Origin of the sequence: Bifidobacterium sp. WK012_4_13 (genome assembly GCF_041080835.1) — a bacterium.
Taxonomy (GTDB): Bacteria; Actinomycetota; Actinomycetes; order Actinomycetales; family Bifidobacteriaceae; genus Bombiscardovia; species Bombiscardovia fermentum.
The window spans coordinates 590,016-610,388 of the sequence record NZ_CP129683.1 but is presented as its reverse complement, the minus strand read 5'-3'; the positions used below and the strand labels follow the sequence as shown (position 1 = coordinate 610,388).

The window sequence follows — 20,373 nt, the reverse complement described above, 5'->3', positions numbered from 1 at the left end:
ATCTGGAGTCATAGCCCATCAATGGGTCGGCGGCGTCGAACGCCGTTCGTGCATGTCACGGTGAAGCATTGGAGAGGCCGACTCGGGGGAGCAATCCTCCTTTCGTTCAGATAACGACAGAAGTAATAAGGAATAACATGACTAAGGTACAGCGCTCACGCCGTCAGGTTCGCCTGTCGCGCGCATTGGGCATCGCACTGACCCCAAAGGCTCAGCGCATCTTTGAAAAGCGTCCGTATGCTCCAGGCGAGCACGGCCGCACGCGTCGTCGCACCGAATCGGACTATGCGGTTCGTCTGCGCGAGAAGCAGCGTCTGCGCGCGCAGTATGGCGTGTCAGAGAAGCAGCTTCGTGCAGTCTATGAAAAGGGAACGCATGAGGCAGGCCAGACCGGCAACGCCATGATGCGCGATCTCGAATGCCGTCTCGATGCCCTCGTCTTGCGTGCAGGCATCGCCCGCACCACCGCTCAGGCACGTCAGTATGTCGTTCATCGCCACATCCTCGTCGATGGCAACATCGTCGACCGCCCCAGCTATCACGTTCGTCCTGGCCAGACCATCCAGGTCAAGCCCAAGAGCCAGACCACGGTCCCGTTCCAGATTGCAGCCGAAGGCGTCCACCGCGACGTGCTTCCTGCTGTTCCTCCATATCTTGATGTGGATCTTGCCTCGCTCAAGGCGACCTTGACCCGCCAGCCAGAGCCAGAGGAGATTCCGGTTCAGGTCAACATCCAGTACGTCGTCGAGTACTACGCTCGCTGATTGCTGTTTACCGTCAAAAATGGCGTTGGCGTGGGAAATCTTCCCACGCCAACGCCATTTTGCATTCGAGATTGCGAGTTTTGCGGCAATTTGAATGTATCGATGCCAATTTTTGGCTTTATCCGTTCGTCATATCAACGTTTTTGAGCCTTGTTTCTCAAGAAATGCCGCAAAACTCAAGATCTCGTCCTGACAGCACCGTCTGAGCATGCTCAATCACCGATGATTGCGCTGACGATGCCGTTCACGACCATCATGATGAAGCCTCCGATGACTGCCCACCAGAAGCCTTCGATATAGACGCCAGTGTGGAAGATCGACAGTGAAAGCCACGATGCAAGCTCCATGAAGATGACATTGATCACCAATGCCGCAAGACCTAGGGTCAGAATCGTGAGTGGAAGCGCAAGAATATGCACGATGGGCTTGATCGAGGCGTTAATCAGCGCCATGAACAAGGCGAAGCTCAGTAATGCGAGCACATTGCTCGACCCAATGATGACGGTTCCAGGCAGAAGCCATACCATAGCTCCAGCGGCAATGGTAAGAGTGAACCAACGTCCTATGAAATGTCCCATACCTGTTATTGTGCACGATGAAGCCGCGTGACAACAGCCTGTTCGTCATCACTTCACCAAACAAACAGTTAGTGCGGTGCGATAATGGTCGTATGATTCTTCATTTACATCTAGTGCGGCATGGTCAAACATATTTCAACAGATATAACCGACTGCAGGGGTGGTCCAATTCGCCACTTACCCAGTCAGGATACGAGGATGCCCACAAGGCGGGGCGAACATTGAAGGACGTTGCCTTTGCAGCTGCCTTCTGCTCTGACACTACTCGCGCCGAGATAACAGCGCATACGATTCTTGAAGAGAACACAGCGCAGAAGGAACAGCCCCGACTGGTGCGGGACATGCATTTTCGTGAGCAGTTCTATGGCTATTTCGAAGGGCAGGACATGGCAGCTGCGTGGTGGGCGGCCGGAGCTCCTCACGGCGCGGGCTCATACAACGCAATCGTTGAACGGTTTGGACTCGCGGCGACCAAGGACTTTCTCAAGGAGGCAGATCCGTTCCATGATGCGGAATCCGACGAGGAATACTGGGATCGCATTGAGAAGGGATTCTCGATAATTGCGAATCATCCGCAATTGCACGAAGATGCTCATGTCCTGGTGATATCACACGGCAACACCCTGCTCAGCATCATGCATCGGTTCGCTCCGGACGGATACGACTTGAGTGAGCGTCCGTTGAATGGCAGTGTCACGCAACTCGACTTTGACACGTCGCAGGACATCGACGATGCTGTTTCGATCGTTTCATACAATCAATGAGAGGCCTTGGGCACACGTCGCGTCGAATCGGAGGGCAGATGTCCAAGTGAAAACCATCGCCGCTGCAGACATCTTGCTCAGACATGAATTTCAGTGGTCGAGGGCAGCTCTTCGATTCGTGGTGGTAGCCTTGTGCGAGTACGAGATTTAGCTGAGAAAGAGGTAGGGGTATGGGTGTTGGTGAAATCGCCGGTCTTATTGCTGCCATCGCTTTTGCGGTTCTGGCAGGTTTTTTGATATATCCGCTCATCCGGCTGGGCAGACTGCTCGATCAGATATCTGACACCGTGAAGCAGACGGGTGACCATGTCATGCCGACCATCGATGAAACGGCGACAACGGTGAAACAGGTCAATGGCACCTTGGCCGATGTGAACAGGATTTCCTCCGCCGCATCGACGACAGCCAACAATGTCGGAGCATTGACGGACCTGTATGCTTCCATGCTCGGCAAGCCGATCATCAAGCTCGCATCGGCCTTTTATGCGATCAGGACGACGGCGACATCATTCATGTCTCGCAAGGGACACGCTTCGTCAGCCGCAAAGCAGCCGACATTCTCGACTGCATCCGCCGATGCCGATGCACCCGCCGCTGCAACCCACGTCACCGAGGAGTAAGACATGGTAAAACGATTATTCTGGATTGGCGTCGGTATCGCAGTCGGCGTCGTCGCCGTGAGCAAGGCGCAGTCGTATGTCAAGGCGAACACACCCAAGACTGCCAGGGAGTTCATTCTTGGGCCCGATCAAACCAACGTCGCGGCCCGGACTCTCAACGGATTGTTCCAAGAGTTTCAGCAGGCACGCATTCAACGCGAGAGCGAATTGAATGCGAGGTATGCAGAGCGTTTCCGCGCTTAGCAAGGAGCGAGACAGCGGACACTCATGAGTGCAAAGCCGCCTCATCACAGGCGGCTTTAACCATGTATCTATAAGGAGTCAACAGCAGAATGCGCACTTCAGTCATAGCGAAGCGCTATTTGGATTATTTCGCCAATCACGGTCATATGGTGGTGCCCTCCGCATCGCTGATATCGCCAAACCCGACAACACTCTTCACGATAGCCGGAATGGTTCCGTTCATTCCCTATCTGCTGGGTGAGCAGACTCCTCCAAGCCACCGGATGGCCAGCAACCAGAAGTGCGTCCGGACGCTTGACATCGATGAGGTCGGCAAGACGACACGGCATGGCACCTTCTTCCAGATGCTGGGAAACTTCTCCTTTGGCGACTACTTCAAGGCCGAGGCGATACATTACGCTTGGGAGCTGCTCACCACGCAGCAAGACAAGGGCGGATACGGATTCGACCCCGAGACGCTGTGGGTGACCACCTATACCGACGATGAGGAAGCCCGTTCGCTGTGGCGCAACGAGGGCATGGATCCGGCCCATATGCAGATCATGGGCATGGAAGACAACTTCTGGACGACTGGCGGCCCTGGCCCCGGCGGACCATGCTCCGAGATATATGTCGACCGCGGACCCGAATACGGCATCGAAGGCGGTCCTGCAGCCGATGAAAGCCGATACATAGAAATCTGGGACCTCGTGTTCGAGAACTATGAGGTCGACAATGTGAAGTCCAAGACCGACCTGCACATAGTCGGCGAGCTTCAGCACAAGAACATAGACACCGGTGCGGGCCTCGAGCGGCTTGCCTATCTGATGCAGGGCAAGAACAACATCTATGAGACCGACGAGGTATATCCGGTCATCGAGGCGGCAGAGCGTGTTTCAGGCCGTACCTATGGCGACAGCGAAGACGACGATGTGCGGTTCCGTGTCGTCGCGGATCATGTTCGCAGTGCCCTCATGATCATGAGCGATGGCGTGCGCCCCAGTAACGAAGGCCGCGGGTACGTGCTTCGCAGGCTGCTGCGTCGTTCCGTCCGATCGATGCGGACCTTGGGCGTGCGGGATGAGGTACTGCCTGACTTGCTTCCCGTATCGAAGGATGCGATGGCTCCAAGCTATCCAGAGCTGAATGAGCGCTTCAAGGAGATTTCCGAAGTCGCCTACGGCGAGGAGGATGCGTTCCGCCGTACCTTGGACAACGGGACTTCCATCCTCGATGTTGCCGTGAAGAAGGCAAGACAATCGGAAGGTGCTCCCGATGGTGGCATCGTAAGCGGTCAGGATGCGTTTACCCTCCATGATACGTACGGATTCCCGATCGAGCTCACCTTGGAGATGGCCGAGGAGCAGGGTGTCAAGGTCGATGAGCCGAAGTTCCGCGAGCTCATGGCCGAGCAGAAGTCCCGCGCCCGTGAAGATGCCCTCAAGAAGCGTCATAACGTTGACCTGAGCGTATACGACGATTTCAAGAAGACGCTTGCGCAACCGATTTCGTTCCTTGGATACACCGATTTCTCGAGCCGTTCGAGAGTGATCGGTCTTATCGAGGAAGGCAAGGGCGGCGTGCCTGCCGTGAAGGCTCCTGCGAGCGTGGAGGTGATTCTGGACCGCACGCCTTTCTATGCCGAGGCCGGCGGTCAGCTTGCCGATCAGGGAGAGATCCTCTCGGACGATGGTGCGGTACTCGAGGTCGACGATGTCCAGCATCCTGTGAAGGGCCTGACGGTCCACCAGTGCCGTCTGACGGAAGGGACGCTGAGCATCGGGGCAGATGTGACCGCGACCATCGACGTCGATCGGCGTGGAGCCATCGCCCGTTCCCACACCGCCACGCATATGGTTCACAAGGCCTTGCAGGAGGAACTTGGACCTCGCGCGACGCAACGCGGTTCGGAGGATGCTCCTAATCGCCTCAGATTCGACTTCCAGTGGTCGAGCGCACCGAGCCGGAATGCGATGGAAGAGGTTGAGGCTCGCGTCAATGACCGCGTTCGCGACAACCTTGCAGTCACCACGACCGAGATGAAGTACGACGATGCCATAGCACTTGGGGCGATGCATCTCTTCGGAGAGAAATACGGTGACGTCGTTCGAGTCGTTTCCATCGGGCAGGATGGCTGGAGCCGTGAACTCTGCGGTGGAACGCACGTCGATCATGTCGGCAAGATCGGCTCCGTCTCGATAATCTCAGAGGCCTCGGTCGGCACCGGCGTTCGACGCGTCGATGCGCTGGTTGCCCAGGGGGCATACCAATACAATGCCCGCGAGCATGCCCTTGTCTCGCAGCTTTCGGACAGGTTGAACGCACGCCCCGATGAGCTTCAGGATCGTATTGGAGCACTGCTTGCAAAGTTGAAGGAATCCGATCGCAGGCTATCTGCGATGTACGAGGCTCAGCTCGCCGAATCAGTTCCCGAGCTGGTGGCCGCTGCACAGCAGTCCGACTCGAAGGTACAGCTTGCGGTCAGGAATGTCGGCCATTACGGGACCGTCGAGACGCTGCGCAAGGCGGCTACCGACATTCGAGCAAGACTTGGCGAGGACAGACCCACCGTGGTCGCCCTTGCGGGTCAGAGCGATGCCAATCGTCCGATAATCGTGGTTGCGACCAACTCGGCTGCACGTGAGCTGGGCATCAAGGCGGGCGACCTGGTTCGGGGCGCCTCGAAGGTGCTCGGCGGCGGCGGTGGCGGCAAGCCGGACTTCGCCCAGGGTGGCGGACAGGATGTCTCCGCGATCGACGAGGCCCTCCAGCAATTGAAACACGAGGCGATGAAGGCCTGATTCATGACGAACACCGTTTGGTTAGGCGTCGATCTGGGCAATGCCCGCGTTGGCCTTGCATTATCCGATCCGGAGCTCACCCTTGCGCATCCGGCAGGTAATGTCGAGGTTCAGCATGACAGTTTTGAAGCTATTGAGCAGATCATTCAGGTCATCGAGGACAACGACGTCGTGCGTGTGATAGTCGGATACCCGCTGTTGCTTGACGGCACGGCAGGGAAGAGCGCACGCAAGGCGGCTCGATGGGTCAAGGCAATCCGTGCAAGAATAGAGACATTGATTGATGACGATGACTTTGCCGTGCCGCAGGCACCTGTGATCGTCCTTGCAGACGAAAGACTGACCACGGTTACCGCGCATGCGATGCTTCTGGAAGCGAATGTGAGCAGCCGCGCCCATCGGCCGAGAGTTGATCAGCAGTCCGCTGCGATCATACTGCAGTCTGCAATCGATGCCGAAACTGCCCTCCATCAACAAGGAGTGACCTGTGAATCACAGACTTGAGGATTTCTTCTCAGATGGCGATGACCCTGACAGGGACTCGACTCCGAAGCATGGTGACGACAGCTCCGAAGGCACCATGAATGCCCAGAATGACGAACACGTCGATGAGAGCGATGCCTTTGAGAACTCACTCTTCATCGCCGAGCCGCCGAGACCTCCGAAGTCTCGCAAGGACATGCGCCGCAAGCGCAGTCGCGTCAAGCAGCGCAGGCTCATCTCGGTGATTCTTGCAATCTCGATAGTGATCATCATCGCTGCGGCGGCGATATTCGTGACGATCAAGGTCAGGAGCCTTGCCCCGCAGATCGAGAACTCCCGTGAATATGCGGCGGACTATCCAGGACCTGGCAGAGTCGTCGTCGATTTCACCGTGGACGAGGGCGAAAGTGCCGATAGCGTTGCCGCTGGGTTGGTGAAGGCCGGAATCATCAAGTCAAAGGCCGCCTTCACGCAGGCGATTTCCGCGACGGGAGAGCAAAGCGCCATATATCCCGGAACATTCACGCTCAAGCTCCGCATGAAGGCATCCGACGTCGTCACCATCCTTACCGATCAGTCGAAGGCTGGCGGGTTCCTTGAGGTCAAGGCAGGAGACAAGGCTTCCGACATATTCAAGAAGGCCGCCAACATGTCAGGTCTTTCCTTGAAGAACTTCACCGCTCTGATCACGGACAAGGGTGCGGGAATTCTTCCAGCGGAGGCGGACGGCAGCTTTGAAGGCTGGCTTCAGCCTGGCAGCTACAATGTCAAGAATGCCGGGTCTGCCAAGGAAATCGTCACCAACCTGGTTCAGAAGCGCATCGAGCATCTCGATGAGCTCGGCGTTCCCACCGGCAGCAAGCGCGAGGACATCCTGAAGATAGCCTCCATTGCCGAGGCAGAGGTCAATCAGGAACAGTATTACGGCAAGGTCGCAAGAGTCATCGACAACAGGTTGGCGCAGGGCACGCCACTTGGCATGGATTCGACGATTGCATACGGCGAGGGTGTATCCGCATCGGAGCTGACCACCAAGATGCTCGAGGACTCGTCCAATGCGTATAATTCCCGAATCCACAAGGGGCTTCCACCAACACCGATCTCCATCCCCGGGGACAGTGCCATCAAGGCGGCACTGAGCCCAGACGCAGGCAATTGGATTTACTTCGTGACGGTCAACCTCGACACGGGCGAGACCAAGTTCACCAACGATGCTGACCAATTCCAGGAATATGTGAAGGAATACAAGGCCTGGGAAGCGAAGAACGGCTGAGAGGAACGCTTGCGAGAGACTCTCTGAGAGGAACTCCTGCGAGATGCGGTTGCGAGGGACTTCAGAGAGGGACTTCTGGATGATACGTCTCAGAGGAACGGATGCCGCGCCCTATGCCGAACACATGACGGCGGTCAGACCTGATGCGAAGATGACCGGAGCAAAGGCAATCGAGCGATGTCCTCTGAGATGCGCGACCAACAGACACGCACAGCCCAGCGCTCCCATAAGCAGCCACCAGAGAGCCGTGGCAAACAATTCTCTCGTGCCGACGGCCAGACCTGTCAGAAAGGTCGTGGTGACATCTCCGAATCCAAGCGCTTCGGGTCGTATGCAGGCCATGAGAGTCTGCATGGCCGCGCAGATGACCGAGATCAGGACTGCCTGGACGACGATGCCCCATGATCCATCGAAACAGGCACGGGCCATCAATGTCATCAGCTGGATGACGTAGCCCGACACGACCCAGGACCTCGGTACCACGCGCGATCTCATGTCGTGAACGCTCAGCGCAAGGCCTACTATGAGACTGGGAAGCAGCACAAGGTAGGGCATTCCGTAAGATATACCGGAGAACTTCAAGAACATCAAAGGAGCAGGCATGTTGCGTTGGCAAACGGCAGGGGAGTCCCACGGAGAGGCATTGGTCGCGATGATCGAGGGGCTTCCGGCCGGAATTCAGATCACGTCGGAGCAGATATCCGATGCGCTTGCACGTCGTCGTCTGGGATACGGACGAGGTGCGCGCATGAAGTTCGAACGCGACAAGGTCCGCATGCTTACCGGCGTTCGCCATGGCAGCACGCTGGGTTCGCCGATCTCCATCGAGATAGCCAACACGGAATGGCCGAAATGGGTCGAGGTGATGAGTGCAGACCCATTGCCAGAGGGCACGACGATACGAAATTCCAGTCGGAATGCGCCGTTGAGCAGACCACGGCCGGGTCATGCCGACCTTACTGGCATGAGAAAATACGGTTTCACCGATGCACGGCAGGTGCTCGAACGCTCCAGCGCCAGGGAGACGGCATCCCGCGTCGCATTGGGGGCGGTCGCCGGTAATTTTCTGAAGCAGGCACTCGGCATCGAAGTCGTGTCACAGGTCGTGATGATGGGCGGCGTCGGTGTGGACGAGCATGCTCCTCTGCCACGGCCGGAAGATCTCGGGCGCATCGATGAATCGCCTGTCCGCACTCTCGACAAGCAGGCAGAGGAACGCATGGTCCAGCGAATCGACGAGGCGCATCGACAGGGAGACACGCTCGGTGGGGTGATTGAGGTGGTGGCATACAACGTGCCAGCCGGCCTTGGCACCTATGTCGAGTCGGATAGAAGGCTTGACGCTGCGCTCGCGGGCGCATTCATGAGCATCCAGGCCATCAAGGGCGTCGAGATAGGCGATGGATTCCAGGAAGCCATGCGCTTCGGCTCTCAGGCGCATGACGAGATCGTCGAGCGTGAAGGTCACATCAGCAGGCTTTCGAATCGCGCCGGTGGTCTGGAGGGAAGCATGTCGAATGGCGAGCCCATCCGGGTCCGTGCTGCAATGAAGCCGATTTCATCGCTGCCCCGCGCTCTGCGCACGGTTGACGTGGCGACGGGCGAAGAGGCGACGGCAATCCATCAACGCTCGGATACGACGGCTGTTCCTGCGGCCGCTGTCGTGGCGGAGGCAATGATGAAGCTTACTCTCGCCCGATTCGTGATTGAGAAGTTCGGCGGGGATTCCATTGAGGAGACGAAGAGAAATGCCCGGAACTATCTCGATTCCTGGCCAGAGCACTTGCGATGATCGTCAGTGTGCAAGGGTGATGCCGATGCGTGGAGGAGAGCGTGACAGATGAACAATGAGAGCGGCAGGAATTCAAGCGAATCGCTCATGGAGAGAAGGCATGGCGACGGACCGAGGGTCGTCATCATCGGTATGCCTGGAGCTGGAAAAACTCGCATTGGCAAGGAGATTTCGTCGATGCTCAAGCTCTCCTTCATCGATTCGGACGTCGCCATCGAACGTCAGGAAGGTGCCAGTATACCTTCGATCTTCCAGGATCTGGGAGAGGATGCGTTCAGGGACATCGAAAGCGACGTGGTCATCCAAGCCTTGCATGACCATGACGGGGTTCTTTCGCTCGGTGGTGGCGCCCCGATCTTTCGGCGAACGCGAAAGGCACTGGAACGATATCGAGACAACGGAGGGCTCATCGCCTATCTCGATGCAGATCCGGAAGAGATGATCGAACGGGCGTTTCGTTCGAGGAATCGCCCGCTTCTGGAGGGAGACGCCCGCAGCAAGTGGCTGCGTCTCTATGATGAGCGCAGACCCGTTTTCGAGCAGTTGGCGAACATTGTGATCAGTACGCACAGAGCCGCGCCATCAGTGGGAGCACATAAATTGATCAATGCCATGAAAGAACGGATCGTGCATGTTTCTGGAGCCGATCCCTATGATGTACGCATCGGAGACGGCGTGTTCGAGCATTTGCGTCAGCTGCTCGGCAGCAGCCCGGTTCGGGTTGCGCTTATCCATACCATGCCGGTCCAGCGTCACAGTGATGCCGCACGCGCACAATTGAGGTCATGGGGATACGAGGTCCTTGACATCAGCATTCCCGATGCAGAGGCAGGCAAGACGGTTCAGGTTGCCAGTGGCATTTGGAAGCGTCTTGCAGACGAAGGATTTACCCGTTCGGACGCTGTAGTCGGTCTTGGAGGCGGAGCGGCCACGGATGTGGCGGGCTTCATCGCTGCGACTTGGATGCGTGGCATTGCCTATGTGAATTGTCCGACGTCGCTGCTTGCCATGGTGGATGCCTCGACTGGTGGCAAGACCGGAGTCAACATTCCCGAAGGGAAGAATCTTGTAGGGAGCTTCTACACTCCACAGGGAGTCCTGGCTGATACACGCTTTCTTTCCACGCTTCCCAACGATATCTTCATCGAAGGCCTGGGCGAGGTCGTCAAATCTGGATTCATCATGGATACCCGCATTCTTGACATCGTTCAGGAGAATTCTCAGGCGCTGCATGATATCGACTGTGCCCATATCTCTCCTGAAATGCACGATGTCATCGCCGAGCTCATCGAGCGTACGGTGAGTGTGAAATCAAAGCATGTATCCGCCGATTTGAAGGAATCGGGCATGCGCGAATTCCTCAACTATGGGCATACGCTGGGTCATGCGATCGAACAGATCGAGCATTTCCGTTGGCGTCATGGTCAGGCGGTCGCCGTTGGCATGGTCTTTGCGGCAGAGCTTGCGAACATTCTTGGATACATTGACGATGAAACCGTTGAATTCCACCGCTCCATCCTTTCTTCCGTGGGGCTTAAGACCAGTTGGAACGGGGGAGACTTCGCTTCGGTGCTGGCTCTCATGCATAAGGACAAGAAGGCCCGTGGCAATACTCTGCGGTTTATCGTTCTGGATAGGATTGGTCACCCGATTCATCTGGACAATCCGCCTGAATCGGCGGTACGCGAGGCATTTGATAGAATTCGCAATAATTGACGGAAACGTTTCGAAGTGATTGTTCAGTTTCGAAGTGATTGTTCAGTTTCGAAGTGATTGTTCGGTCTTGAAATGATTGTTCAGTTTGGTGATGTGCTGGGAGTGATGATCTGCTGGGAGTAACGATGCGATTGGAGTGGCATGGGCTTTCGTTGCATCCCGATCGGCTTCGGGCAATTGAAATGATTGGAATGACATGGCAGCAATGAAAGTTCTTGTTTTGAACGGGCCGAATCTTGGACGCCTGGGTGTTCGTGAACCTGACGTATATGGACATCAGAATCTTCATCAGCTTACGGAGCAATGCAGTCGATGGGCGAGCGAACTTGGTTTCGAGGTTGAAGTGCGTCAGAGCGATGACGAGGCCGAGATGATCCATTGGATTCACGAAGCTGTTGACAACCACAATCCCGTGGTGCTCAATCCCGCTGCATTCACCCACTACAGCTATGGTCTGGCCGATGCGGCGGCCCAGCTTCACGCTGCGGATCTCCCGCTCATTGAAGTGCATATCTCCAACCCCGCTTCGCGCGAAGCCTTCCGAAGGCACTCCGTCATTTCGCCGGTAGCCACTTCTACCATCACAGGTCTGGGCTTTTTAGGGTACAAACTTGCGCTTGAAGCCATCGGCGCACTCCAAAAATAATCGAGAATCCGAGTTTTGCGGCAATTGCGAAGTATAACCGTCTGTTTTCCCAACATTCTCGGTCGAAATATCAACGATTTGAGCACGTTATACTTGTGAATTGCCGCAAAACTCGGATTCTCGATGAAATTTGCCCGTTCTGAGGGTGAATCTCGTAATAGTATGCGTCACCCGTTGATGATAGGCTGAAGTTCCATGGTTAGACAACATGGAACATCACAGGAACACATCACAAAACACATTTTCGTCACTGGCGGTGTTGTGTCTTCTTTAGGCAAGGGACTTACCGCATCCTCACTGGGCAGACTGCTTCGCAGCCGCGGAATCCGCGTGCTTCAGCAAAAGCTTGACCCATACATCAACGTCGATCCTGGAACGATGAACCCATTCCAGCATGGAGAGGTCTACGTCACGGAAGATGGCGCTGAAACGGATCTGGACATAGGCCATTACGAGCGTTTTCTCGACGTCTTCCTTTCGCAGAAGGCCAACGTCACCACCGGCCAGATATATCAGAGCGTGCTGCGCAAGGAACGCGCGGGAGAATATCTCGGTCAGTGCGTCCAGGTGATTCCCCATATCACCAACGAGATCAAGAGCAGAATGCGTGCGCAGGCATCCGACGACGTCGACGTGATCATCACCGAGATCGGCGGAACCGTGGGCGACATCGAGTCCCAGCCCTTCCTTGAGGCTGCGAGAGAGGTCCGTCGTGACATTGGACCGGAAAACTGCATATTCGTTCACGTCTCGCTGGTTCCCTACATTGCGGCCGCGCATGAGCTGAAGACCAAGCCAACGCAGCATTCCGTCATGATGCTTCGTCAACTTGGCATCACCCCGGACGCACTGGTGCTCCGTTCAGATCGTCCTCTTAACCAGAGCATCAAGGACAAGATCTCCCTGATGTGCGACGTCGATGAAGAGGGCGTCGTCAACTGCGTGGATGCTCCGAGTATCTATGACGTTCCGAAGATCCTGTTCGCCGAGGGACTTGATGCCTATGTGGTCCGTGAACTCGGCCTGCCATTCCACGATGTCGACTGGAATGAGTGGGAGGATCTGCTCGAGCGCGTCCACCATCCTCGCAGCGAGGTCAACATTGCCATCGTCGGCAAATACATCGACTTGCCTGATGCCTATCTCTCCGTCACCGAGGCAATTAAGGCGGGAGGGTTTGCGAATTGGTCGAAGGTCAACGTCAAGTGGGTGACTGCCGACGTGTGCGCCACCAACGAGGGTGCCCAGGCTGCTCTCGGTCAGATGGATGGCATCGTGATTCCCGGTGGGTTCGGCATCCGTGGCATCGAAGGCAAGATCGGAGCCCTGCGCTGGGCTCGGGAGAACAAGATTCCTGCGCTTGGTCTGTGCCTTGGTCTTCAGTCGATGGTCATCGAATACTCGCGTCACGTGCTGGGCCTCGAGGATGCGAATTCATCCGAGTTCGAGCCGGATTGCGAGAACCCAGTCATCGCCACGATGGAAGAGCAGAAGTCAATCGTCGCGGGCAACGGCGACATGGGCCATACGATGCGGCTCGGCTCGTACCCGGCCGTGCTCGACCCGAAGTCGCTGGTCGCGCAGCTCTACGGCACGACCGACGTGACCGAGCGTCACCGTCATCGCTACGAGGTCAACATCTCCTACAAGGATCGTCTCAACGAGGCTGGTCTGCATATTTCAGGAACGAGTCCGAATGGCGAGCTCACCGAGTTCGTCGAGCTGCCGCAGTCCGTGCATCCGTTCTATGTCGGCACTCAGGCGCATCCGGAGTTCAAGTCGCGTCCGACCAAGCCCCATCCATTGTTCGCAGGTCTGGTCAAGGCTGCGATCGAACATCGCGCAGCCGAGGGATGAGCATCAGCATGCGTCGAGGCGAAGGCGTGTCGGCGATCAGAGGTCAGTTCGGGGCCCGACGATAGAAATCGCCTGCTCCTTCCCTCGTGCAGGCATGCTCGCGTGAAAGGGTGAATGTTTCGTGAGCAACATCACGAAACAGCCCATTCCCTTTTCGCTCTTTAAGAAGCATGCAGACTTGTCTGGCGCTTCGTGGCACGCTTGATTACTGTCAGGCTTTGTATAGGATTATCGCGAGCATTGAGAGGAGGGTCACGAATGGCCGATGAAACTGCGACACAGAATGCCGCTGCGGATGGAACCGTTGCGAATGATTCCGCACCGGAGACATCTGTGAATGCCGCGCAGTCATCTCAGGACGTTGAGATGAGTCAGTATGTGGCCGACCGTGAACGGGTCAACGAGGAGAAGATCAAGAAGGATGACGACATCATCTCCCAGTTCGGTGACTACGAATATGGTTGGCACGACAAGGATTCCTTCGGGGAAACGGCAAAGAAGGGCATAGACGAGCAGGTCGTCCGAGACATTTCAGCGGACAAGCACGAGCCTGACTGGATGTTGGAATACAGACTTCGAGGATACAAGGCGTTCCTCGAGAAGCCGATGCCCAATTGGGGCGTCGACCTGAGCGGATTCAAGGCCCAGGACTTCAAGTACTATGTGAAGCCGTTGAAGGAGCAGGCGAAGCGTTGGGAGGACCTGCCAGACAGCATCCGCAACACCTATGACCGTCTGGGCATTCCCGAGGCTGAAAAGAAGCGCCTGGTATCAGGCGTCGCTGCGCAATACGAATCCGAAGTCATCTACAATTCGATTCGCGACGATCTCAAGGAGCAGGGCGTCATCTTCGTGGACACCGACACTGCGGTGCGCGATTATCCCGATCTCGTCAAGAAGTATTTCGGCACGGTCATTCCTCCCGAAGACAACAAGTTCGGAGCCCTGAACACGGCCGCCTGGTCAGGCGGATCCTTCGTGTATGTGCCCAAGGGCGTTCATGTCGACATACCGTTGCAGGCATATTTCCGAATCAACACTCCAAACATGGGTCAGTTCGAAAGAACGCTCATCATCGCTGACGAAGGCTCATACGTCCATTACGTCGAAGGTTGCACGGCGCCGATCTATTCCACCGATTCGCTGCATGCCGCAATCGTCGAGATCATCGTCGAGCCGCATGCCCGCGTGCGATACACCACGGTCCAGAACTGGTCGAACAACGTCTACAATCTCGTCACCCAGCGTGCCTACGTTCGTGAGGGCGGCACGATGGAATGGGTCGATGGCAACATCGGTTCGAAGGCCACGATGAAGTATCCAGCCTGCATCCTTGCGGAGCCTTACGCCAAGGGTGAGACGCTGTCGCTCGGATTTGCGGGGAAGGGACAGTATCAGGACACGGGTGCGAAGATGATCCATCTTGCGCCTCACACGAGTTCGACCATAGTCGCCAAGTCGATTTCGCGTTCCGGGGGCCGTTCCGCATATCGCGGACTTGTCAAGATTCTCAAGGGTGCGGAGGGATCGAGCTCCTCCGTGGTGTGCGACGCCCTGCTGGTGGACGACTACTCACGCTCCGACACCTATCCGCACGTCGATGTTCGTGAAGACGACGTCTCCATGGCCCATGAGGCGACGGTCTCCAAGGTCTCCGAAGACCAGCTGTTCTATCTGATGAGCAGAGGCTTGGAGGAGAAGGAAGCGATGGGCATGATCGTCCGCGGCTTTGTCGAGCCGATTTCCCGTCAGCTCCCGATGGAATATGCGTTGGAGCTGAACAGACTCGTTGAGCTTCAGATGGAAGGTTCGGTTGGCTGATGACGCAAGATGACATTGAAAGCACTGAAGTGGCTTCGAAGACGCCGGTTCAGGAAAAAGAAGTGAGCATGCCGCATCGTGATCCCAACAATCCCTATGCGTTCCCGGCTCTGATGCCTTCGAGCGCCGACAAGGCAGTTCGTTCGTTCTCGCCCGACGCATACAGCATTCCCACGAAGGTGCAGGATGACTGGAGATTCACACCGGTCGATAGAATCAGCGAATTCTTCCAGGTATTTGAGCCCAGTGGAAAGACAAGGATCACGGTGAGCGGCATCGATGGCTCCGAAATCGATCCGGCCTTGGTCGAAGTCGACGAAATAGCAAAGACCCAGGCGCCGAGCGGGACCGTTCTCAAGCCCAACGACCGTGTTTCCGCGGTGGAGTGGGCCAGTGAGACAACCGCTCATCTGGTGCATGTGAAGGGAGAGGTTCCAACTCCTGTTCTGGTGAAGGTCGTCGGCGGTGGATTGGATCTTGATGCCCTGCATCTGGTCATCGTCGCCGATGATCGCACGCATGCAGACATCGTTGTGGAGCACGAAGGCCAGGCTCGCATCGCCGAGGGCGTTGAGATAAGCACGGGCAAGGATTCGCATATCAGCACTACGTTCGTCCAGGAATGGACGGCGGATTCGAAGCATGTTGGCAATCAGCGCATCCATGTGGGCGAGGGTGCAAGTCTGCGGCATTCCATGGTGACACTTGGCGGCAGCTGTGTGCGCATTCGCATGGATCAGGAATTTGGCGGAAACAAGGGCGATCTGAACATGCTCGGCATCTACTTCGTGGATCCTGGCGAGCATGTCGAGCATCGTACGATGGTCGTCCATAACTATCCCGAATGCAAGTCACGAGTGGTTTACAAGGGCGCTCTCGACGGCAAGGGGGCGCACTCCACCTGGGTTGGGAATGCGCTTATCCTGCCTTCCGCACCAGTCACCGATTCATACGAGCTCAATCGAAACCTGGTGCTTACCCCGGGAGCGATCGCAGATTCCGAACCGAATCTTGAGATTGAGAATGGCAACATCATCGGTGCCGGCCATGCGAGCTCCGTCGGGCGCTTCGATGACGAGGAACTGTTCTATCTGGAATCCCGAGGAGTTTCCGAGCGCGAGGCTCGCAAGCTCGTTGTCCGTGGCTTCTTCGGAGAGCTCGTAGAGGAGATTGGGATCACGGCGATTCGCGATCATCTGATGAATGTTATTGACAGGCGTCTCTCCCGTGGGGAAGACGAACAAATGAGACGTGTTTTGGAGGAGAACTGACATGGCAACCCTGGAAATCAAAGATCTGTATGCTTCCGTCGAGACGAAGGAAGGCAAGAAGCAGATTCTGAAGGGAGTGAATCTCACGGTTCATTCCGGTGAGACCCATGCGATCATGGGCCCCAACGGTTCGGGGAAGTCAACCTTGGCCTATACCTTGGCCGGGCATCCGAAGTACGAGGTCGATTCAGGCCAGGCACTTCTTGACGGCCAGGATATCCTCAAGATGACACCGGACGAGCGAGCGAAGGCGGGACTGTTCCTTGCGATGCAGTATCCTGTCGAGGTTCCTGGCGTGTCGATGACGAACTTTCTGCGAACCGCCAAGACCGAGATCGATGGCAAGGCACCTGCCATACGCCAATGGACGAAGGATCTGAGCGCATCGATGAAGCGTCTGCGCATGGATTCGAAGTTTGCCCAGCGTTCAGTCAACGAGGGCTTCTCCGGCGGCGAGAAGAAGCGTGCGGAGGTTCTGCAGCTCGAGCTTCTGAAGCCGAAGTTCGCGATCATGGACGAAACCGATTCGGGCCTTGACGTCGATGCATTGCGCATTGTGTCCGAAGGGGTGAATCGTGCCAAGGAGAACACCGATCTGGGCATTCTCATGGTTACGCACTACACGCGAATCCTGCGTTACATCAAGCCAGACATCGTTCATGTCTTCTCCGACGGTCACTTTGTGAAGACTGGCGGACCGGAGCTGGCGGATGAACTCGAAGAGACCGGTTACGACCGCTATCTCCCTCAGGGTGCCGACTCGGAATCGGCGTTGGCATAGGGAATGCTTCTAGAGGCTTGCAAGCTTGAAGTCTGGAAGTCTAGGACTCTAGGAGTCTAGGAGCCTGCAGATGCTGGAGTTCCCCGAAACTGAGGGAACAGGCTGACGGGCAGTTATGAAATGCGGACAGTGCAAAGGACTGGTGTACGGACAATGGTTGATTTCGCTCAGATTCGTGGTGAATTTCCAATATTGGACCAGCAGATACATGGGCATCCGCTGGTGTATCTCGATTCGGCCGCGACCGCTCAGAAACCTGAATCAGTCATTGATGCCGAAGCTGATTTCTATCGCACCATCAATGCCGGCGTTCATCGTGGTGCGCATGAGCTTGCAGCCCGCAGCACCGTTGCCTTCGAGGATGCCCGGAGCAAGGTCGCATCGCTTGTCGGTGCGAACAGTGAGGAAGGGCAGGAGGAAGTCGTCGTTACGGCCGGAGCGACGGCCGCATTGAACCTCCTTGCGACGGCTTTCTCCAATGCTTCACTCGGAAGGGGCGGGGAAGCCGCGCGCCGTTTCGCACTCAAGCCGGGAGACGAGATCGTGGTGAGCAAGGCCGACCACCATTCGGTGCTGCTTCCATTCCAGGAACTTGCGTACCGGACGGGAGCCACGTTGCGCTGGTTCGACCTTGATCCTGAAGGCAGGGTCCTGTCGCAGACCGCAGACGATGTGATAACCGAACGCACGAAGGTGGTTGCGGTGGCCCATATCGCGAATGTCACGGGCGCGATCACGGACATCGCGCCGATCGTCAGGCGTGCGCACGAGGTCGGCGCTCTCATGATTCTTGACGCTTGCCAATCCGTGCCTCATATTCCAGTCGATTTTCATGCCCTTGACGTCGACTTCGCGGCATGGAGCGCGCATAAGATGTATGGCCCGACTGGTGTCGGATTCCTCTATGGCAAGCGAGATCTGCTCGAAGCCCTGCCCCCTGCGAGCTTTGGCGGTTCAATGGTCGATCTTGCATATCTTGACAAGCCTGCAGAATACAGCATGCCTCCAGCGCGTTTCGAGGCTGGGACACAGCCAGTCGCGCAGGTCGTGGCTGCTGGGGTCGCTGCTGACTGGCTCAGCCGCATAGGCATGGAAAACGTCGCCGCCCACGAGGATGCCATCACGCGTGAGCTGTTGAAGATCGGTGACATCGATGGGGTCAGGATTCTTGGTCCTGCCAATGGCAATGACCGGATTGGCACGGTTGCGTTCGATGTGCAGGGGGTTCATCCCCATGATGTCGGACAGTTCATCGATGCTCAGGGCATCGCGATCCGAGTTGGTCATCACTGCGCGCAGCCGGTTCACAGACACTTCGGACTCTTTGCATCGAACAGGGCATCGACCGGGGTGTACAACACCGTGGACGAGGCCAGACAGTTGGTCGAGGCGGTAAAGAGGGTTCGCCCATTTTTTGAGGTGCGATAGCTTCGCTCGTCATCGATTCCCTTGATGCACTGTCGATGGCGGGATAATCTTGATAACGGGAATTCAACGGCGGATGGGTCGATAGGTTGATAGGCAGGCTGGTGACATGGCAATGGATATGAGTGACGACGATCTTGAACAGATGTATCAGGAGGTCATTCTTGATGCTGCAAGGGCGCCGCATGGCAGGGAGCGCTTTCTTGAGTCCGCGCCTGATGCGCAGACACATGCGGGTGAAGGACAGGATTCGCATCAGGCCTCGGGAGACGCAGAGGTTCTCGCCGAGCACGAAGCGTGCCTGGCAGCTCAGTCTCATCAGTTCAATCCAACGTGCGGAGACGAGGTCACCGTTCACGTGGAGGTATCCGAGCAGGTGCCTTACACGCTTGAGCGTGTGGTTTGGGATGGTCAGGGCTGTTCCATCTCACAGGCAAGCCTGTCGGTCATGGTCGATCTGGTCGAGCATCAGAGCGTGGAAAGGGCGATGAAGCTGAGCGATGAATTCCATAGATTGATGCAATCTCGCGGTGCAGGTCTGCATGACGAATCGGTTGAGGAAGATCTGGGGGATGCCGTCGTGTTCCAAGGTGTCTCGCGATATCCAATGCGTATTAAGTGTGCGTTGCTTGGATGGGCCGGATTGAAGGCTGCGATTGCACAGGCCTTGGCGAATCTGAATGAATCTGAGAAGATGAGTGGAGATACGGCCCTGGTAGGGCAGGGGCCCGCTATTTCGGATGCGAGGGAGTGATATGTCAGACGAATCCAATCTGGTGCCACCGGCAGACTCGATCTTCGATGCCGTGGAGGAGGCCGTCGGCAGCAAGGAGACGGCGCAGCAGGTGCTTGCGCATCCAGAGCGTGCGGCCCTCTTGAATCGAGCTGACATGGATGCTTCCGAAGGCGATGCCTCACCGATGTCGGGCTCGGGTGACACGGGGGAGGATAGCCATGAGATTCCCCTTGTCGCGGCGAACGACATTGGTCTTGCGACTGCGAAGGACGTCCAGGAGGCGTTGCACCAGGTCATCGACCCCGAGCTTGGAATCGATGTCATCGACCTTGGATTGGTATACAGGATCGAGATCGACGAACAGCAGCGTGCAATCATAACAATGACGCTGACCACGCCCGCGTGTCCACTGACCGATGTGCTCGAAGACGAATGTGCCAGCATGCTGGCGGGACTTGTCGAGGAGTTTCGAATCGACTGGACCTGGACGCCCCGTTGGACCATGGAGATGATCACGCCCGACGGACGCGATCAATTGGCGGCGATCGGCTTCAATTTCAATGGGCCGATGCCCTACGCCTGACGAGTTATCAAGTTTTTGGCACTTGCCGAAGTAGCCATGCCATTTTTTGTTGGAATCTGCTCGCATGCAAACCCAAAAAGTGCCACGATGCTTCGGCAAGTGCCAAAAACTTGTCCAATCGACCTGCATGAGTTCTTGTGACTGGCAGAAACGCGGCAGGGAGGTAACGATCCGGAATGAAACCGCGGGATCGTTACCTCCCTGCATCGAATCACCTCTGCCCAGATGCTGCAGTTCGCA

19 protein-coding genes are annotated in these 20,373 nt (G+C 56.6%); 17 read left to right on the top strand and 2 right to left on the bottom strand.

The window, feature by feature from the left end:
• The first annotated feature begins 137 nt into the window (after positions 1-137).
• Positions 138-764: a 30S ribosomal protein S4 gene (rpsD, locus tag QN062_RS02450; RefSeq protein ID WP_369342031.1), complete on the top strand. Its 627-nt coding sequence runs from the start codon at positions 138-140 to the stop codon at positions 762-764.
• Positions 765-976: 212 nt separating this feature from the next.
• On the opposite strand, the gene QN062_RS02445 is transcribed toward rpsD, so the two are convergent.
• Complete coding sequence (locus QN062_RS02445; RefSeq protein WP_369342030.1) at positions 977-1,342, bottom strand: phage holin family protein; 366 nt, start codon at positions 1,340-1,342, stop codon at positions 977-979.
• A 92-nt stretch (positions 1,343-1,434) separates the two neighbouring features.
• On the opposite strand from QN062_RS02445, the gene QN062_RS02440 reads away from it, so the two are divergent.
• From QN062_RS02440 to mltG, 6 genes are all read left to right on the top strand, one after another.
• Entirely contained in the window at positions 1,435-2,106 is a 672-nt protein-coding gene (locus QN062_RS02440; protein ID WP_369342029.1) for a histidine phosphatase family protein, read from the top strand.
• Between the two features lie 170 nt (positions 2,107-2,276).
• Positions 2,277-2,726, top strand: coding sequence for a DUF948 domain-containing protein (locus tag QN062_RS02435; RefSeq protein ID WP_369342028.1), 450 nt, complete (start codon positions 2,277-2,279; stop codon positions 2,724-2,726).
• A gap of 3 nt (positions 2,727-2,729) precedes the next feature.
• Entirely contained in the window at positions 2,730-2,969 is a 240-nt protein-coding gene (locus tag QN062_RS02430) for a hypothetical protein (RefSeq protein ID WP_369342027.1), read from the top strand.
• 89 nt (positions 2,970-3,058) lie between these two features.
• Positions 3,059-5,749, top strand: coding sequence for an alanine--tRNA ligase (gene alaS / locus QN062_RS02425; RefSeq protein WP_369342026.1), 2,691 nt, complete (start codon positions 3,059-3,061; stop codon positions 5,747-5,749).
• Between the two features lie 3 nt (positions 5,750-5,752).
• Positions 5,753-6,253 carry a Holliday junction resolvase RuvX gene (gene ruvX / locus QN062_RS02420; protein ID WP_369342025.1) on the top strand — a complete coding sequence of 167 codons (501 nt, stop codon included), beginning with the start codon at positions 5,753-5,755 and terminating at the stop codon, positions 6,251-6,253.
• Positions 6,237-7,505, top strand: coding sequence for an endolytic transglycosylase MltG (gene mltG / locus QN062_RS02415; RefSeq protein WP_369342024.1), 1,269 nt, complete (start codon positions 6,237-6,239; stop codon positions 7,503-7,505). The genes ruvX and mltG overlap by 17 nt, the downstream gene beginning before the upstream one ends.
• Before the next feature lie 111 nt (positions 7,506-7,616).
• Here the strand turns inward: mltG and QN062_RS02410 are convergent, their stop codons facing one another.
• Entirely contained in the window at positions 7,617-8,000 is a 384-nt protein-coding gene (locus QN062_RS02410; protein ID WP_369342023.1) for a hypothetical protein, read from the bottom strand.
• Positions 8,001-8,106: 106 nt separating this feature from the next.
• Between QN062_RS02410 and aroC the strand changes: the two genes are divergently transcribed.
• The 10 genes from aroC (at position 8,107) to QN062_RS02360 (ending at position 20,133) form a co-directional block, all read left to right on the top strand.
• Complete coding sequence (aroC, locus tag QN062_RS02405) at positions 8,107-9,297, top strand: chorismate synthase (protein WP_369342022.1); 1,191 nt, start codon at positions 8,107-8,109, stop codon at positions 9,295-9,297.
• An 87-nt stretch (positions 9,298-9,384) separates the two neighbouring features.
• The gene (locus QN062_RS02400) at positions 9,385-11,013 is read left to right on the top strand and encodes a bifunctional shikimate kinase/3-dehydroquinate synthase (protein ID WP_369342515.1); all 1,629 of its coding nucleotides are present in this window, start codon (positions 9,385-9,387) and stop codon (positions 11,011-11,013) included.
• 196 nt (positions 11,014-11,209) lie between these two features.
• Positions 11,210-11,659 (top strand): type II 3-dehydroquinate dehydratase, encoded by a 450-nt coding sequence (gene aroQ, locus QN062_RS02395; RefSeq protein WP_369342021.1) that lies wholly within the window; start codon positions 11,210-11,212, stop codon positions 11,657-11,659.
• Positions 11,660-11,854: 195 nt separating this feature from the next.
• Entirely contained in the window at positions 11,855-13,516 is a 1,662-nt protein-coding gene (locus QN062_RS02390) for a CTP synthase (protein ID WP_369342020.1), read from the top strand.
• A gap of 366 nt (positions 13,517-13,882) precedes the next feature.
• Positions 13,883-15,337 (top strand): Fe-S cluster assembly protein SufB, encoded by a 1,455-nt coding sequence (sufB, locus tag QN062_RS02385; RefSeq protein WP_369342514.1) that lies wholly within the window; start codon positions 13,883-13,885, stop codon positions 15,335-15,337.
• Positions 15,337-16,608 carry a Fe-S cluster assembly protein SufD gene (gene sufD / locus QN062_RS02380; protein ID WP_369342019.1) on the top strand — a complete coding sequence of 424 codons (1,272 nt, stop codon included), beginning with the start codon at positions 15,337-15,339 and terminating at the stop codon, positions 16,606-16,608. The genes sufB and sufD overlap by 1 nt, the downstream gene beginning before the upstream one ends.
• Position 16,609: 1 nt before the next feature.
• Positions 16,610-17,389 (top strand): Fe-S cluster assembly ATPase SufC, encoded by a 780-nt coding sequence (gene sufC, locus QN062_RS02375; protein WP_369342018.1) that lies wholly within the window; start codon positions 16,610-16,612, stop codon positions 17,387-17,389.
• 153 nt (positions 17,390-17,542) lie between these two features.
• The gene (locus QN062_RS02370; protein WP_369342017.1) at positions 17,543-18,817 is read left to right on the top strand and encodes a SufS family cysteine desulfurase; all 1,275 of its coding nucleotides are present in this window, start codon (positions 17,543-17,545) and stop codon (positions 18,815-18,817) included.
• A 118-nt stretch (positions 18,818-18,935) separates the two neighbouring features.
• Positions 18,936-19,568, top strand: coding sequence for a Fe-S cluster assembly sulfur transfer protein SufU (sufU, locus tag QN062_RS02365; protein WP_394854678.1), 633 nt, complete (start codon positions 18,936-18,938; stop codon positions 19,566-19,568).
• A 1-nt stretch (position 19,569) separates the two neighbouring features.
• A complete protein-coding gene (locus tag QN062_RS02360) occupies positions 19,570-20,133 on the top strand; it encodes a metal-sulfur cluster assembly factor (RefSeq protein ID WP_369342016.1) in 564 nt (187 codons plus the stop codon).
• The last annotated feature ends 240 nt before the right edge of the window (positions 20,134-20,373 follow it).